The sequence below is a fragment of the Rhodopseudomonas sp. genome, assembly GCF_036404135.1.
In the GTDB taxonomy this organism is placed as follows: domain Bacteria; phylum Pseudomonadota; class Alphaproteobacteria; order Rhizobiales; family Xanthobacteraceae; genus Rhodopseudomonas_A.
Genome location: NZ_DASWPE010000007.1, coordinates 1 through 14,554 on the forward strand (window position 1 = coordinate 1; position 14,554 = coordinate 14,554).

14 protein-coding genes are annotated in these 14,554 nt (G+C 65.2%); 2 read left to right on the top strand and 12 right to left on the bottom strand.

Annotated features, from left to right (window positions below):
- Nucleotides 1–140: 140 nt before the first annotated feature.
- The 12 genes from VGC77_RS00955 to VGC77_RS01010 form a co-directional block, all read right to left on the bottom strand.
- Nucleotides 141–1,103, bottom strand: coding sequence for a hypothetical protein (locus tag VGC77_RS00955; protein WP_331169704.1), 963 nt, complete (start codon nt 1,101–1,103; stop codon nt 141–143).
- 158 nt (nt 1,104–1,261) lie between these two features.
- Nucleotides 1,262–1,549 (bottom strand): cupin domain-containing protein, encoded by a 288-nt coding sequence (locus VGC77_RS00960; RefSeq protein WP_331169705.1) that lies wholly within the window; start codon nt 1,547–1,549, stop codon nt 1,262–1,264.
- Between the two features lie 13 nt (nt 1,550–1,562).
- Nucleotides 1,563–2,639, bottom strand: a complete 1,077-nt coding sequence (locus VGC77_RS00965; RefSeq protein ID WP_331169716.1) for an ionic transporter y4hA — start codon at nt 2,637–2,639, stop codon at nt 1,563–1,565.
- Between the two features lie 64 nt (nt 2,640–2,703).
- Nucleotides 2,704–2,865, bottom strand: a complete 162-nt coding sequence (locus VGC77_RS00970) for a hypothetical protein (protein ID WP_331169706.1) — start codon at nt 2,863–2,865, stop codon at nt 2,704–2,706.
- Between the two features lie 41 nt (nt 2,866–2,906).
- Nucleotides 2,907–4,304 carry an NAD(P)(+) transhydrogenase (Re/Si-specific) subunit beta gene (locus VGC77_RS00975; protein ID WP_331169707.1) on the bottom strand — a complete coding sequence of 466 codons (1,398 nt, stop codon included), beginning with the start codon at nt 4,302–4,304 and terminating at the stop codon, nt 2,907–2,909.
- Nucleotides 4,305–4,317: 13 nt separating this feature from the next.
- Nucleotides 4,318–4,635 (bottom strand): proton-translocating transhydrogenase family protein, encoded by a 318-nt coding sequence (locus tag VGC77_RS00980; protein ID WP_011474374.1) that lies wholly within the window; start codon nt 4,633–4,635, stop codon nt 4,318–4,320.
- Nucleotides 4,636–4,646: 11 nt separating this feature from the next.
- Nucleotides 4,647–5,774: a Re/Si-specific NAD(P)(+) transhydrogenase subunit alpha gene (locus VGC77_RS00985; RefSeq protein ID WP_331169708.1), complete on the bottom strand. Its 1,128-nt coding sequence runs from the start codon at nt 5,772–5,774 to the stop codon at nt 4,647–4,649.
- 75 nt (nt 5,775–5,849) lie between these two features.
- Nucleotides 5,850–6,002: an aa3-type cytochrome c oxidase subunit IV gene (locus VGC77_RS00990; protein WP_331169709.1), complete on the bottom strand. Its 153-nt coding sequence runs from the start codon at nt 6,000–6,002 to the stop codon at nt 5,850–5,852.
- A 392-nt stretch (nt 6,003–6,394) separates the two neighbouring features.
- Nucleotides 6,395–6,778, bottom strand: a complete 384-nt coding sequence (locus VGC77_RS00995) for a type II toxin-antitoxin system death-on-curing family toxin (RefSeq protein WP_331169710.1) — start codon at nt 6,776–6,778, stop codon at nt 6,395–6,397.
- On the bottom strand, nt 6,775–7,047 hold the full coding sequence (locus VGC77_RS01000) for an AbrB/MazE/SpoVT family DNA-binding domain-containing protein (RefSeq protein ID WP_331169711.1): 273 nt from the start codon (nt 7,045–7,047) through the stop codon (nt 6,775–6,777). Before VGC77_RS01000 ends, VGC77_RS00995 begins: the two co-directional genes overlap by 4 nt.
- Before the next feature lie 60 nt (nt 7,048–7,107).
- Nucleotides 7,108–9,759, bottom strand: coding sequence for a cell division protein (locus VGC77_RS01005; protein ID WP_331169712.1), 2,652 nt, complete (start codon nt 9,757–9,759; stop codon nt 7,108–7,110).
- A gap of 84 nt (nt 9,760–9,843) precedes the next feature.
- On the bottom strand, nt 9,844–11,760 hold the full coding sequence (locus VGC77_RS01010) for a M3 family oligoendopeptidase (protein ID WP_331169713.1): 1,917 nt from the start codon (nt 11,758–11,760) through the stop codon (nt 9,844–9,846).
- 288 nt (nt 11,761–12,048) lie between these two features.
- Between VGC77_RS01010 and VGC77_RS01015 the strand changes: the two genes are divergently transcribed.
- Together VGC77_RS01015 and VGC77_RS01020 are read left to right on the top strand one after the other, a co-directional pair.
- Nucleotides 12,049–12,702, top strand: a complete 654-nt coding sequence (locus tag VGC77_RS01015) for a TerC family protein (RefSeq protein ID WP_331169714.1) — start codon at nt 12,049–12,051, stop codon at nt 12,700–12,702.
- Between the two features lie 76 nt (nt 12,703–12,778).
- Entirely contained in the window at nt 12,779–14,281 is a 1,503-nt protein-coding gene (locus VGC77_RS01020; RefSeq protein WP_331169715.1) for a sigma-54 dependent transcriptional regulator, read from the top strand.
- Nucleotides 14,282–14,554 lie beyond the last annotated feature (273 nt).

Sequence of the window (14,554 nt, forward strand, 5' to 3'; positions counted from 1 at the left end):
GCGGCTGGGACGGCTATCCATCGTCCAAACCTCCCGGCCCCATCACCTTCAAGCACGGCCTCGAACGCTTCTCCGCCATCGCCGCAGGATGGAGCCTCAGAGATGTGTGCATGCCTTAGTGCGTGCGCAGGGACGACGCGCTACCGCGGCACCACCGCGTGGAACACGGATTTCGCCGCCGAGAACATGTCGTCGCCCACCGAGCGGCCGGCGTCGGCGCGGTTCTCAGAGGCTTCGGGGATATCGGCCGGCGGCGTCGGACGCTGCGGATCGTGCGGGTTCGGCGCCTGCGCATAGGCCGGGCTGGGCGGCGGCACGATGGTCACCGGACGGTTCAGCGGCTCCACCGGATTGCTGGCGGCGACCGGCGGGGTGACGCTGACCGGGGCCGGCGTCGGCGCCGGCTGCGGCAGGGTTGCCGTCGTCGCCGGTTGCTGCTGCTGCTGCGGCTGGCTCGGCGCCGCGGGCGCCGGCTGCACGGCCGGCAGCGAGGCGACATGCGGCGGATCCGGCAGCCGGGCCGGCTCGGGCGCGCGGGGCAACGGCTCGGAGGCGCGCGCCGCCTCGTTGGAGCTGCGCAGCCGTTCGATCGCGGCGCGTGCCAGGTCGTTGGCGTCGCGGCGCTCGTCCTTGGTGGTGGCCTCGACCGGCGGCGTGGCGGTGACCGCGGCAACGGTGGCCGGCGCAGCCACGGGCGTCGGTGCGGGGGCCGGCGCGGCGACCGGCGCCGGTGCCGCCTTGGCCACCGCCTTGTCGCGCGGCATCGGCTGATGCAGCCGGCCGACCGGCTTGTCAGCCGCCTTGTCGATCACCGGCTTCTCGGTCACAGCCTTCTCGACCGCCGGCTTTTCAACCGCGGGCCGGCTTCGCGCGGCGACGGCGTCGGAATTCGAATCACCCAGGCTGGCACTCTTGGCGTCGACCTTCGCAGCCCTCGCTGGCGCGGCGGCTTCCTCAGCCTTCTTCGGATCGATCGCGGACACCGCGGCGGCGGGCGGCGGATCCGGCTTGTTGACGTAGTGATTGACGATGTAGGCGCCAAGCACCGTGGCGAGCACCGAGGGCAGAATCGAGTGAAAGATATTACCGATGTATTTGAGCATTACCGCCCTCTCCCAGCGAGGTTTTGATGCGGGAACTTTGAGGCTGATTAAGGGATCAACTGCGACCGATCGATGGCAATGTGAAGCGACGCTGCCATGCGGTGGAGTTCGTCGATCTCAGCCTCGAAGGTCGGTCGGTGGCGTCGCCGCCCGGACGGTCAAGGCTTCAGTTCGACCTCAAGAAACACGATGTCGATATACGTTTCGTTAAGAACGTCGTGTTCAACCCCGGCCTTGCGAAAATACGACTGGCCGGCGGCAAGCTGCGCCTTGGAACGGCTGCCGTCCGGCGCCACGATGGTCATCTCGCCGGCGATCACCGGGACGATGACGTAATCCATCTCGTGACGATGATGGCCGGTGGCGCCGCCGGGCGGCAACCGCCATTGCGTGACGCGAACGTCGGCATTGTCGATCTGAATCTGTGATTCCGCGCTGATCGCCATCGGTTCCGTCCTCTCAGGGTATGAACACCAGGAACACGAATACCGCGAACACCACCAGGTGGACCAGCCCGAACAAAATATTGGTGCGGCCGGTGCCGAAGGTCAGCATGCTGACGAAGAAGGTCAGCACCAGGATCACCGCCTCCTGCGACTCCAGCCCCAGCACCATGCGCTTGTCGAGCAGCAGCGCCACCGTCGACACTGCCGGGATGGTCAGGCCGATGGTCGCCAGCGACGAGCCCAGCGCCAGATTGATGCCCTTCTGCAGATCGTTGCGGCGGGTAGCGCCGATTGCCGCCAGGCTCTCCGGCAGCAGAATCAGTCCGGCTACCACCAGCCCCGCGAACGCCTCCGGCGCGCCCATCCAGTCGTTCGCGGTCTGCACCACATGGGAGAATTTCTCCGCCAGCAGCACCACGCCGAGCAAGGCGAGTGCCAGCAAGCCGATGCTGAGCGCCAGGCTTTTTGCGGAACCGGACGCGACCGGCGCCGCTTCGGCGTGTTCGCCGATGAAATAATCCTTGTGCCGGATGGTCTGGGTGTAGAGGAACAGCACGTACAGCACCACGGTGGCGAAGCTGACGAAGGCGAGCTGCGCTGCGGAATAGAACGGGCCGGGATCGGTGAAGGTGTAATTCGGCAGGATCAGCGTGATCGTCGACAGCACGATCAGCACGCTGAGATACAGGCTGACCCCGGAGATCTGAAATTCCTGCTCCTTGAAGCGCAGCCCGCCGATCAGGATGCACAGCCCGACCAGGCCGTTGCAGACGATCATCACCACCGCGAACACGGTGTCGCGCGCCAGCGTCGGCACCACCTTGTCGCCGAGCATCATGGTGGTGATCAGCGACACCTCGATCAGCGTCACCGCCAGCGTCAACAGCAGCGTGCCGTAGGGCTCGCCGAGCCGGTGCGCCACCGTTTCGGCGTGATGAACCGCGGCAAACACCGTGCCGAACAGCACCACCAACAGCACCGCGGCGAAGCCGAAGCCCAGCGCGCTCGGCGCAAAATCCAGATGGAACACGCTGCTCGCGGCGAACAACAGCGCCGCCGCCGCGGGAAACGCCCAGGCCGACGCCGGCATCCCGGCGGCGGCGTGGTGCGGGTCGCGCGCCGGCTTGGCGATCTGCCGGCTGATCTTGGGGCCGCTAGTCGCGGTCGATCTTGGTTTGCTTTTCGACGTCACATTTCAGGCTTTCCGGCACCTCCCGGCAGGCGCAGGCTTTCGCATGGGCCGCGTGCCACACCACCCGCTGCTCCCGTGTCGCCTTCGGCGGCATGGGATGCAAGCGGTGCCATTCCTTGTTCATGACGCCACGCCCGGCTGGTCAAGCAAAGCTGAACGCCCGCCTCACAGCGCCTTGACGATGTTCTCGGTCATCTTCTTGGCGTCGCCGAGCAGCATCATGGTATTGTCGCGATAGAACAGCGGATTGTCGATGCCGGCATAACCCGACGCCAGCGACCGCTTGATGAACATCACGGTGCCGGCCTTCCAGACCTGCAACACCGGCATGCCGTAGATCGGCGAGGTCTTGTCGTCCTCGGCGGCCGGGTTGGTGACGTCGTTGGCACCGATCACGAAGGCCACGTCGGCCTGGGCGAATTCCGAGTTGATGTCCTCGAGTTCGAACACCTCGTCGTAGGGCACGTTGGCCTCGGCCAAGAGCACGTTCATGTGGCCCGGCATGCGGCCGGCGACCGGGTGAATCGCGTATTTCACCTCGACGCCTTCCTTCTTCAGCGTGTCGGCCATTTCGCGCAGCGCGTGCTGCGCCTGCGCCACCGCCATGCCGTAACCCGGCACGATGATGACCTTCTGCGCGTTCTTCATGATGAAGGCCGCGTCGTCCGCCGAGCCGAGCTTGACCGGGCGCACTTCGCCGGTGCCGCCGCCGGCCGCGGCGGTCTCGCCGCCGAAGCCGCCGAGGATCACCGAGATGAAGGAGCGGTTCATCGCGTGGCACATGATGTAGGACAGGATCGCGCCCGACGAGCCGACCAGCGCGCCGGTGATGATCAGCGCCGAATTGCCCAGCGTGAAGCCGATGCCGGCCGCGGCCCACCCCGAATAGGAGTTCAGCATCGAGATCACGACCGGCATGTCGGCGCCGCCGATCGGGATGATCAGCAGCGCGCCGAGCAACAACGCGATGCCGGTGATGACCCAGAACGCGACCTCGCTGCCGGTGGCCACCAGGAACACGATCGCGGCGAACATCACCACGCCGAGCACGATGTTGACCATGTGCCGCGCCGGCAGAATGATCGGCGCGCCACTCATCTTGCCCGACAGTTTCAGGAACGCGATCACCGAGCCGGTGAAGGTCAAAGCGCCGATCGCGACGCCGAGCGACATTTCAACGAGGCTCGCGCCGTGAATGTTGCCGGGGACGCCGATGTCGAACGCGGCGGGCGCGTAGAACGCGCCGGCGGCGACCAGCACCGCGGCCATGCCGACCAGCGAGTGGAAGGCGGCGACCAGTTCGGGCATCGAGGTCATCGGCACCTTGCGGGCGATCACCGCACCAATGCTGCCGCCGATCGCGATGCCGAGGATGACGAGGCCCCAGCCCAAGAGGTCGGCCGGCGGATGGCCGGCCAGCGTGGTGGCGACCGCGATCGCCATGCCGGTCATGCCGAGGAAGTTGCCCTGGCGGCTGGAGGCGGGCGACGACAGCCCGCGCAGCGACAGAATGAACAGCGCGCCAGCGATCAGATACAGAAGCGCGGAAAGATTGGCGTTCATCGAATTTTCCTACTCACTTCTGCTTTTTCTTGTACATCGCCAGCATCCGCTGGGTGACAAGGAAGCCGCCGAAAATATTCACCGAGGCAAAGATCAGCGCGACGAAGCCGAAGCCGCGCGCCCACACACCGCCCTCGCCGACCATCGCCACGCCGACCGCGAGCAGCGCACCGACCACGATCACCGAGGAGATCGCGTTGGTCACGCTCATCAGCGGGGTATGCAGCGCGGGCGTCACCGACCACACCACGAAATAGCCGACGAACACGGCGAGAACGAAAATCGACAGCCGAAACACGAACGGATCGACGGCCTGCACAATATGCTCCATGGCGGCTCTCCTTAAGCTTTCGGCTGGAAGTTCGGGTGAATGACCGCGCCGTCTTTGGTCAGCGCGGTGGCCTTCACCAATTCGTCGTCCCACTTCACCGCGAGCGACTTCGACGCCTTGTCGAACAGCGTCTCGATGAATGAGAACAGGTTGCGGGCGTAGAGGCTCGAGGCCGAGGCAGCGACCCGGCCGGCGACGTTGGTGTAGCCGACGATCTTGATGCCGCCGACGTCGGTGACCTGGCCGGTCACGGCGCCTTCGACGTTGCCGCCGCGCTCGACTGCGAGATCGACCAGCACCGAACCGGGCTTCATCGAGCGAACCATCTCGGCGGTGACCAGGCGCGGCGCGGGCCGGCCGGGGATCAACGCGGTGGTGATGATGATGTCCTGCTTCTTGATGTGCTCGGCGGTCAGCGCGGCCTGCTTCGCCTGATATTCCTTGGACATTTCCTTGGCATAGCCGCCGGCGGTCTGGGCGTTCTTGAATTCCTCGTCCTCGACGGCGAGGAATTTGGCGCCCAAGCTTTCGACCTGCTCCTTGGTGGCGGGGCGCACGTCGGTCGCCGTGACCACGGCGCCGAGCCGGCGCGCGGTGGCGATCGCCTGCAAGCCGGCGACGCCGACGCCCATCACGAACACCTTGGAGGCGGGAATCGTGCCGGCCGCGGTCATCATCATCGGGAAGGCGCGGCCGAATTCCTCGGCGGCCTCGATCACCGCGCGATAGCCGGCGAGGTTGGCCTGGCTCGACAGCACGTCCATCACCTGGGCGCGGGTGATGCGCGGCATCAATTCCATCGCGAAGGCGGCGACGCCGGACTCGGCGATGGTCTTCAACGCGGCTTCGTGGCCGTAGGGGTCCATGATGGCGATCACCAGCGCGCCGCGCTTGTAGCTCGCCAGTTCGGACGCTTCCGGCCGCTTCACCTTGATGACGATGTCGGCATCCTTCAACGCGTCGGCGCTGACGGTGGCGCCGGCCGCGGTGAATTCGGAATCCGGCAGGCCGGACTTGATCCCGGCGCCGGGCTCGATCGCGATGTCGATCCCCAACGCCTTGAACTTCTTCACCGTGTCGGGCGTCGCCGCGACCCTCGGTTCAGAAGGATCCAGTTCTTTCGCAACAGCAATTTTCATAGAGCCTCCGCCGCGCGGGGCACGCGCGTGAGTGAGCCAATGGGCGCGCCGTTTGGCGGCGCAGTCCGATCCGAATCAAGTCAGGAAAATTGCCATCAGAGCGACGACGGTGATGACGGCGGCGGAGCCGTATTTGACCAGCTTGATGAAGCCTTCATAGGTCTGCTCATGGGCGACATAGTCGTTGCCCTCAGCAGCGGTGTAGGCGACGTCATGGTGCTCTGCCATCAGTCTCTCCGGACAATGTTCGAGAAGTGTGTGTGCAATTAGCGCAATCTTATTGCGAGAGCAACGGCGCCCTCGACAGATCCCCTAACCCATTTTGGTTCATTCGAAAGTCTAGCGCTATTCCGGTTCTGGTAAAATCAGAACGGAGCTCCAGATTCTTGTCTTGACGCGTTTTCTTCACGCGAACCACTTCGCTCGAAAACGCCATAGCGCGGCGGTCGCGCAGCGGTCATGGGTTTGGCGACGACGCCAAGGCGACGAAGGAGTTTTTGCCAAGCGCCGCGGCCGCAGACGAATTCCGCCGCGCGGCAGGCGCGGGACGCCATGAAATACCGCTTTCCAAAAAGCGTTGTCGCGAGCCACAACCACGCAAATAAGAAAATCGGCAGGACTCACGCCGGCCAATTGTCACGGATCCAGCGCGCCAGGCTCTCCTCAGAGACCTCGCCGGCGGCCAGCGAGAGGATGATGGACGCCGCCTCGGCTTCCGGCACGATGAAATCGACGCCGTTGACGCCCAGAAACGTGTAGAGCGCCAACAGCGACGTGCGCTTGTTGCCGTCGACGAACGGATGGTTGCGGGCAATGCCATAGGCATAGGCGGCGGCAAGCTCCGCCAATTCCGCCTGTTCATAGCTCCATTTATTGCGCGGCCGATCCAGCGCCGATTCCAACATGCCTTCGTCGCGCAGACCGCTGGCGCCGCCGTGGATCGTCAACTGCTCGTCGTGAATGGCGACGATCATCTGGCGGGTCAGCCAGAACGGCTCGCTCATTTGGCCAGCTCTGCCAAGGCGTTGTGATAGCGCTTCATGCCGCGACGGGCGACTTCCATGGCCTTCTCGAAGTTCGGGTCGTAAGGCGTGAACCGGATCCCGCCGTCAGGCGTCATCGTCGCATAGAGCTGATCGCCGACGCTTAAGTTCAGCCGGGCCATCACGTCCTTGGGCAGAATCAAGCCTGATGAATTGCCGATCTTCTTGATTTCGACCGTTGCCAGTACCTGCGCGGGGGCGTCGGGGATTATCTTGGGCTGCTCGTTCATGGACAAATCTCCGTTATACGCTCAGTATAACAAAGTCGACAACCCCGTTCAACAAATGTTTTACGCGTCCACGGACCCCGCCGCAGCGCCGGCGGGCTCCGCCTGCCCGACGCCGAGCCCCAGCGCGGCACGGACCTTGGCGATGGTCTTGTTGCCGGCATCGCTGAATTTGGCCAGCACGGCCGCGCCGCCATCGCTCGGCACGCTGACGTCGTCGTCGCCGCTCAGCAAGCCGTTGGCGATGTGGAAGCCGAGCGCGCGATAGACCTCGAACTGCTCTTCGCTGAAGAACTGGTCGCCGGTCGCCTCGTGCGGAAACTGCGCGTAGCGCCTTGCGTAATCGCGGACGTAATCGTTCTCGTCGCCGCTCAGCGACGACTTGATGTAGACGAGAAGGCCGGTTTCGCCGCCGCCATAGTCGATGATGCCGATCGCGGTGTGCGGGCCGCGCGGCTGTTCGGACGGCGGCGCGGGCGGCGGCTTGCCGGCGTTGAGCGCCATGCAGCCCAGCGTCGCGGCCTGGATCGGCGTCCATGGCAGGGAGATGCGAATCCCGAGATCGATCCGGGCGTAGCGCTGCAATTTCACCAGCGAGGGAAAATGCATCGCGCTGTCGGCTTCGGCGTCGACCGCGATGATCAGCCGGCATTGCCGGCGCAGCAATTCGTAGATGCCGAGATTTTCGATGTGGCCGCCGTCGGTCAGGTACACCTCGTCGCTGTTCTCGTAGAGCCGGCCGGAAATCTCCGACCACAGATACCGTATGGTGCGGTGCGACGGCGTCCAGCCTCCGGACTGCGGCTCCGCCGGTCCGGATCCGGCGGGCGCAAAGAACCTCGGGTTTTTCAGCCAATAGCCCAGCCGGATGTTGAGCAGCGCCAAGGTCGGCGTCAGCGGCCGGATGGTCTTGGAGCCCATATTCGCCGAGGCCGCGGCGCCGGAGATCGCCATCGCGGTGGCGAGATCGAGTTCGGGCGACACCGCCTCGAGCCGCTCGGTGGGTGCGTAGAGCGTGGCCTGGCTGCCGATCGAGTATTTCGAGAACACGAAGAAATCGGCGTTGCGGCCGCGCCGGTTGGCGAAGTCCGAACCCTGGATGTTGAGCGCGGCGTTGATCAGATGATACGGCGCATCCGCGGCCGACAGCGCGCTGAGCCGCATCCGATCGACGGGGACAAAATCGCGGCCCTGATCGCGGCTCGGCGCGTTGGCGTGCGGCTTGGCGCCGCGGCGCGGGCGCGGATCGAACAGAAACGCCCGGCCGAGCCGGTCGCGGTACAGCCGGTGCAGCGAATTGGCGTTCGGCGCCAGCGGCCACGACAGCAGCAATACCAGCAGCGCCACCGCCACATATAACGCCGGCATCAGGTGGCCCTCCGGCACCCAGCCGGGGATGAACTTCGAGAGCCTGATCAGCCAGTTCGGCGTATGCGCCCAAGCCCGCGGCGAAGACGAATCCGCAGGGGTGTTCGCCGCAGCTGCGGCGGCGCAGCGGCTGGCGTCGTCGGGCTGCAGGTTGCCTTGCAGCGTCGCGGTGGAGGCGGTCTCCAGCTGCTGGATCTTTACCGTGGCGGAGATCGCCGTCGGCGGACAGCGCACCTGCTCGGCGGCGCGCGGGCTGTCATTGGCGATCGCCCAATAGCTCAGATACAGATATGCCACCCAGATGATCAGCGGCAGCGCCAAGCCGGCGACCCACACCGCGAGCTTGATCGCCTTGGCGGAGGCCTGCGCGGTGAGGCTCGATCCGGCGGTGGCGCTGTTGAGAAACGCGTCGATCTGGCGCTGGAACGTCACCACCAAAGCGGTGACCGGCGCCGCCGCTGCGGCCAGCGTCTTCACCCAGCTGGTGAACAGCCCCAGCACCAGCGCGCTGGAGGTGCCATTGGGGTGGTCGGCGATTTGGAACATGCCTTCGATCACGAACGGCTGGAATTCGATGAACGCAATCGCTGCGAAGATCACCAGGACCACCCAGCCGGAGCGATCCAGCCAGCCGAGCCGCGGCCCCAGCCCCGGCAACGACCGCGCCACCGCCCACAGCAGGAACAGCCCGAGCAGCGTCAGCCCCGCCACCAGCGTGATGCCGAAATTGCTCGTCAGATATTCGCTGAGGTCGACGCTGAAGAAATCCGATTTGCCGAGCGAGGAGCGCAGCGGGTTGCACCAGGCGGTGAACGCGGCCAGCAACAGCAGCACCGGCACCACGAAGGACGAATTGGCCACCAGCCCGCGCAGGATGATCGCCGACGCGCTCAACACGTCGCGAAAGCCGCGCGGGATCAGATAGTTCGAATAGTTGCGCAGATGCCCCACCGCCGGGGTGTCGCTGATGTCGGTGGCGGGGGCTGCGCCGGCGATCGGAGCGGCGCCGCCGCCGAATGCGAAGTCCCGGCTGCAGCTCAGCGTCGCCGACAGCGAGCTGCCGAGATAACCGCCGCCGGACACCGTCGACAGATAGTCGATCCGCGACAGCAGGCCCTGATTGTTCAGCGCCTGCACCACGCCGAGACACACCGACGCCGAGCGGATGCCGCCGCCGGACATCGATAGGCCCACCGCCTCCAGCGTCTTGCCCGGCGCCGGCGTCGCGAGCTTGCGATCGGCGCCGCGGCGGGCGTTGATGGCGTCGATTTCCTTGACGAATACGTCGTGAAATCGGATGCGCCACGGCCGCGCATCGTCGTCTGCCTTGGGCGTCGACTGATCCATGACCGCCTCCCTCAGAGGCGCCATGGTAGACTCAACTAATAGTTGAACTCAAGCCGGGGCGGCAAATTCCCGCTCTGCACCGCCCTACCGCATCGCCTCCAGCTCGTCGATCATGCCGGCGATCACCGACAACCCGCCGTCCCAGAAGGTCGGGTCGCGGGCGTCCAGCCCGAACGGCTTCAAGAGTTCGGAATAATGCTTGGTGCCGCCGGCCGACAGCATCGCCAGATAGCGCTCGGCGAAGCCCTCCTGGGCGTTCTCGTAAACCGCATACAGCGAGTTCACCAGGCAATCCCCAAAGGCATAGGCATAGACGTAGAACGGCGAATGGATGAAGTGCGGGATGTACATCCAGAAATTCTCGTAGCCCGGCTTGATGTCGATCGCCGGCCCTAAGCTTTCGCCCTGCACGCTGAGCCACAGTTCGCCGATCCGCTGCGCGGTCAATTCGCCGTTGCGCCGCTCGGTGTGGATCGCGCGCTCGAACGAATAGAACGCGATCTGCCGCACCACGGTATTGATCATGTCCTCGACCTTGCCGGCCAACAGCGCCTGGCGCTGCTTGGCGCTCTTGGTCTGCGCCAACAGCCGCTTGAAGGTCAGCATTTCGCCGAACACCGAGGCGGTTTCCGCCAAGGTCAGCGGCGTCGGCGCCATCAGCGCGCCGTTCTTCGCCGCCAGCACCTGATGCACGCCGTGGCCGAGTTCATGCGCCAGCGTCATCACGTCGCGCGGCTTGCCCTGATAGTTCATCAGCACGTAGGGATGCGCCGAGGGCGTGGTCGGATGCGAGAACGCGCCCGGCGCCTTGCCGGGCCGCACCGGGGCGTCGATCCAGCGGTCGGTGAAGAAGCGCTCGGCGATCTTGGCCATCTCCGGCGAGAACGCGGTATAGGCGGTCAGCACCATGTCCTTGGCGTCGGGCCAGCCGATCGTGCCGGTGGCGGCGAATGGCAGCGGCGCGTTGCGATCCCAATGCGCCAATTGCTTCTTGCCGAACCAACGCGCCTTCAACGCATAATAGCGATGCGACAATTTCGGATAGGCGGCGCGCACCGAGGCGACCAGCGCGTCGACCACCTCGCGCTCGACGCGGTTGGAGAGATGCCTGGAATCCGCGACGTCCTCGAAGCCGCGCCAGCGGTCGGAGATTTCCTTGTCCTTGGCGAGCGTATTGGTGATCAGCGCGAAGGTGCGCTCATTGGCCTTGAAGGTCTTGGCCAGCGCCTGCCCGGCAGCCTTGCGCTTTTTCGGATCGCGATCCTGCAACAGCGTCAGCGTCGGCTCGATCGCCAATTCCTTGGCGCCGAGCTTGAAGCGCAGACTGGAGATGGTCTGGTCGAACAAGCGGTTGAAGGCGCCGTAGCCGGTCTGGGATTTTTCGTGAAACAATTGCTCGATGCGGTCCTCGAGCTGATACGGCTTGTCCTTGCGGCTGTCCTCGATCCACGGCCGGTAGTGCCCGAGCTCCGGGGTCTGCATCGCCGCCTCGATCACCGCGTCGTCGACCCGGTTGAGTTCGAGCGCGAAGAACAACAGATGCACCGAGGCCGCGGTCAGCCGCTCGGAGACGTCGCCGTAGAATTTCGACAGCTTGGGATCGACGCTGTCGCCGGCATGGATCAGCCCGGCATAGGAGGCGAGCCGGCCGGCGAGATCGTCGATCGCCTCATAGCGCTGCACCGCCTCGGCGAGCCAGACCCCGCCGCCGTCCTTGGCGGTCTCCTCGGCGAGCTTGCCCTTGTAATCGTGCTCGAAGGCGATGCAGTCGGCGTCGATCTTGTCGAGGTCGCGCGCCACCTCCGGCGAATCGATGCTGGTATAGAGATCGGCCAGATTCCATTCCGGCGGCTGCCCTACCTTGCCCGGCGCGGATTTGGCGGACTTGCTCGGAGCGGATTTGGCCTGCGGCTTGCGGCTCGGGGGCTTTTTGGCGGCGCTCTTGCGCGGAGCCGGTTTGCGGACGGGTTTGGTGGCTCGGGAGGTCGCTGCTTTGGCCATGGGCTCTTTCAATACACTGCGCGTCAAATCAGGCAAACGCTACTAGCGGAGACGATAGCAGGGCAAGCGCCTCTTTGAAGGCGCCGCGCCGGCATCATTGTGATGTAGGCTGTGACTGCGACAAGGCAACGCGGCCGTGGCCGTTGAATCCGGCGCCGCAAGGGGATATTTCCGGTGCCGATGGAACTCGCGCGATCAAGCGCGATTGAGCAAGCACGTCCCGGACCGGGCCCCTCTGGCAGTTCATGCGAACTGTGATGTCGGACAGGACGTTCACAGAGAGGCCCGATGACCGAATTCCTGACGATTTTCACCCCCGAGGGACTGTCCGCGCTGGCCCAGGTCATCATGATCGATCTGGTGCTCGCCGGCGACAATGCCGTGGTGATTGGTCTGGCCGCCGCCGGGCTGCCGAAGGATCAGCGCGGCAAGGCGATCCTGATCGGTATCGTCGCCGCCACCGTGCTGCGCATCGTGTTCGCCAGCGTCACCGTGCAATTGCTGCAGATCATCGGCCTGTTGCTGGCCGGCGGCGTGCTGCTGCTGTGGGTGTGCTGGAAGATGTGGCGCGAATTGCGCGCCTCCGAGCCTCAGGCGTCCAACGCGGTGCTCGACGAGGCCGATGGCAACGGCGCGCCGCGCAAGACGCTCGGCCAGGCGGTGTGGCAGATCACGCTGGCCGACATCTCGATGTCGCTCGACAACGTGCTGGCGGTCGCCGGCGCCGCGCGCGAACACCCGATCATCCTGGTGTTTGGCCTCGCGCTGTCGATCGCCTTGATGGGCCTTGCCGCCTCCTTCATCGCCAAGCTTCTGCACAAGCATCGCTGGATCGCCTATGTCGGCTTCGCCATCATTCTCTATGTGGCGCTCGACATGTGCTATCGCGGCGTGCTGGAAATCTGGCCCGACGCGCTGAGCCGGCTCTTGGCGCTGATCTGAGCGCGTCGATTCACCAACCGTTAACGCTTGCGCGACCATGGTGGCCCAATTCGGGACAAGTCACCTTGGAGTTGGAATGCCCACCACGATTCTGATCGCCGACGACGATGCGGTGCAGCGCAGGCTGGTCGAGAACATGGTGCAGAAATGCGGCTACCAGACCGTGGTGGTCGACAGCGGCGACGCCGCGATCGAACGGCTGACCGCGGAGGACGCAGCAGCGATCGACGCGGTGGTGCTCGATCTGGTGATGCCCGGGCTCGACGGGATGGGCGTGCTGGAGCGGATGCGCGACGCCGGCCTCTCCATCCCGGTGATCGTGCAGACCGCGCATGGCGGCATCGACAATGTGGTGTCGGCGATGCGCGCCGGCGCCCAGGATTTCGTGGTCAAGCCGGTCGGCATCGAGCGGCTGCAGATCAGCCTGCGCAATGCGCTGAACGCCAGCGCGCTGAAGGGCGAGTTGCAGCGGCTGAAGCACAGCCGTGACGGCAAACTGACCTTCGCCGATCTGGTCACCCGCAGCGAGGCGATGGATCATGTGCTGCGGATGGCCAAGCGCGCGGCGACGTCGGCGATCCCGGTTCTGATCGAGGGCGAATCCGGCGTCGGCAAGGAATTGATCGCCCGCGCCATCCACGGCTCCAGCGAGCGCAGCACCAAGCCGTTCGTCGCGGTGAATTGCGGCGCGATCCCCGACAATCTGGTGGAATCCATCCTGTTCGGTCACGAGAAGGGCGCCTTCACCGGCGCCACTGAACGCCACACCGGCAAATTCGTCGAAGCCAGCGGCGGCACGCTGTTTCTCGACGAGGTCTCGGAATTGCCGCTGGCGGCGCAGGTCAAATTGCTGCGCGCGCTACAGGAAGGCGCGGTCGAGGCGGTCGGCGGGCGGCGCCCGCTCAAGGTCGACGTCCGCATCATTTCGGCCACCAACCGCAAACTGCTCGACCGCGTCAAAGCCGGGCAGTTTCGCGAGGACCTGTTCTACCGGCTGCACGTGCTGCCGCTGACGATCCCACCACTGCGCAACCGCCGCGAGGATATCCCGCATCTGTTGCGGCATTTCCTGGCGCGGTTCTGCGCCGAGGAAAATCGCACCATCACCGGGGTCAGCGGCGAAGCGATGGCGCGGCTGGCGCAGCTCGATTGGCCGGGCAACGTCCGCCAGCTCGAAAACGTGGTGTACCGCGCCGTGGTGATGAGCGAGAGCAGCCATCTCGACCTCGCCGATTTCCCGCTCACCGCGGCGGCGCCGAGCATCGCCGAATTCGCCGGCGAGCCCTTGCTGATCGAAGCGCCGTTTCAGTCCACCGCGCCGCAGCAGGTCTCCGGCCACGACATCCCGATCGCGCCGGGGCCTGCCGCCGGCAGTCTTTCGATGCTGACCCCGGACGGCGAGGTCCGTCCGCTCGACGAACTGGAGAGCGAGGTCATCCGCTTTGCGATTTCGCATTACCGCGGCCAGATGTCCGAGGTCGCACGCAGGTTGAAGATCGGCCGCTCGACGCTGTACCGCAAGCTCGACGAAGCCGCCGCAAAGGACATACCAAGTCTGGAATCTGAACAGGCGGACTGAACGCGCCATCGGCCATGGACGGCGCCGCAACGGGAACCTGAACCGTGGCGGCGCGGTGACACACGACCCAAAACGCCCGTTAAAACGGCGTAATTCGTTGCAAATGTGAAGCATTGAAGTCAGCTTGTCAGGAAGCACCTCGTGCAGCGCAGGGCGCTTGCACCGGGCGATGTATCGTCTGCGTGGGAATCGTGGCGTGCAGACTGATGGCGCGGGCGCTTCAGCAGAAGTTTGAGTAACAAACCGACCGAAGCTGATCCATGTCGGGCAGCT

What these genes read in the sequence shown, in the direction of transcription:
- VGC77_RS00955 (WP_331169704.1), bottom strand. Translation starts at nt 1,103, where the DNA reads ATGCTCAAATACATCGGTAATATCTTTCACTCGATTCTGCCCTCGGTG.
- VGC77_RS00960 (WP_331169705.1), bottom strand. Translation starts at nt 1,549, where the DNA reads ATGGCGATCAGCGCGGAATCACAGATTCAGATCGACAATGCCGACGTT.
- VGC77_RS00965 (WP_331169716.1), bottom strand. Translation starts at nt 2,639, where the DNA reads ATGCCGGCGTCGGCCTGGGCGTTTCCCGCGGCGGCGGCGCTGTTGTTC.
- VGC77_RS00970 (WP_331169706.1), bottom strand. Translation starts at nt 2,865, where the DNA reads ATGAACAAGGAATGGCACCGCTTGCATCCCATGCCGCCGAAGGCGACA.
- VGC77_RS00975 (WP_331169707.1), bottom strand. Translation starts at nt 4,304, where the DNA reads ATGAACGCCAATCTTTCCGCGCTTCTGTATCTGATCGCTGGCGCGCTG.
- VGC77_RS00980 (WP_011474374.1), bottom strand. Translation starts at nt 4,635, where the DNA reads ATGGAGCATATTGTGCAGGCCGTCGATCCGTTCGTGTTTCGGCTGTCG.
- VGC77_RS00985 (WP_331169708.1), bottom strand. Translation starts at nt 5,774, where the DNA reads ATGAAAATTGCTGTTGCGAAAGAACTGGATCCTTCTGAACCGAGGGTC.
- VGC77_RS00990 (WP_331169709.1), bottom strand. Translation starts at nt 6,002, where the DNA reads ATGGCAGAGCACCATGACGTCGCCTACACCGCTGCTGAGGGCAACGAC.
- VGC77_RS00995 (WP_331169710.1), bottom strand. Translation starts at nt 6,778, where the DNA reads ATGAGCGAGCCGTTCTGGCTGACCCGCCAGATGATCGTCGCCATTCAC.
- VGC77_RS01000 (WP_331169711.1), bottom strand. Translation starts at nt 7,047, where the DNA reads ATGAACGAGCAGCCCAAGATAATCCCCGACGCCCCCGCGCAGGTACTG.
- VGC77_RS01005 (WP_331169712.1), bottom strand. Translation starts at nt 9,759, where the DNA reads ATGGATCAGTCGACGCCCAAGGCAGACGACGATGCGCGGCCGTGGCGC.
- VGC77_RS01010 (WP_331169713.1), bottom strand. Translation starts at nt 11,760, where the DNA reads ATGGCCAAAGCAGCGACCTCCCGAGCCACCAAACCCGTCCGCAAACCG.
- VGC77_RS01015 (WP_331169714.1), top strand. Translation starts at nt 12,049, where the DNA reads ATGACCGAATTCCTGACGATTTTCACCCCCGAGGGACTGTCCGCGCTG.
- VGC77_RS01020 (WP_331169715.1), top strand. Translation starts at nt 12,779, where the DNA reads ATGCCCACCACGATTCTGATCGCCGACGACGATGCGGTGCAGCGCAGG.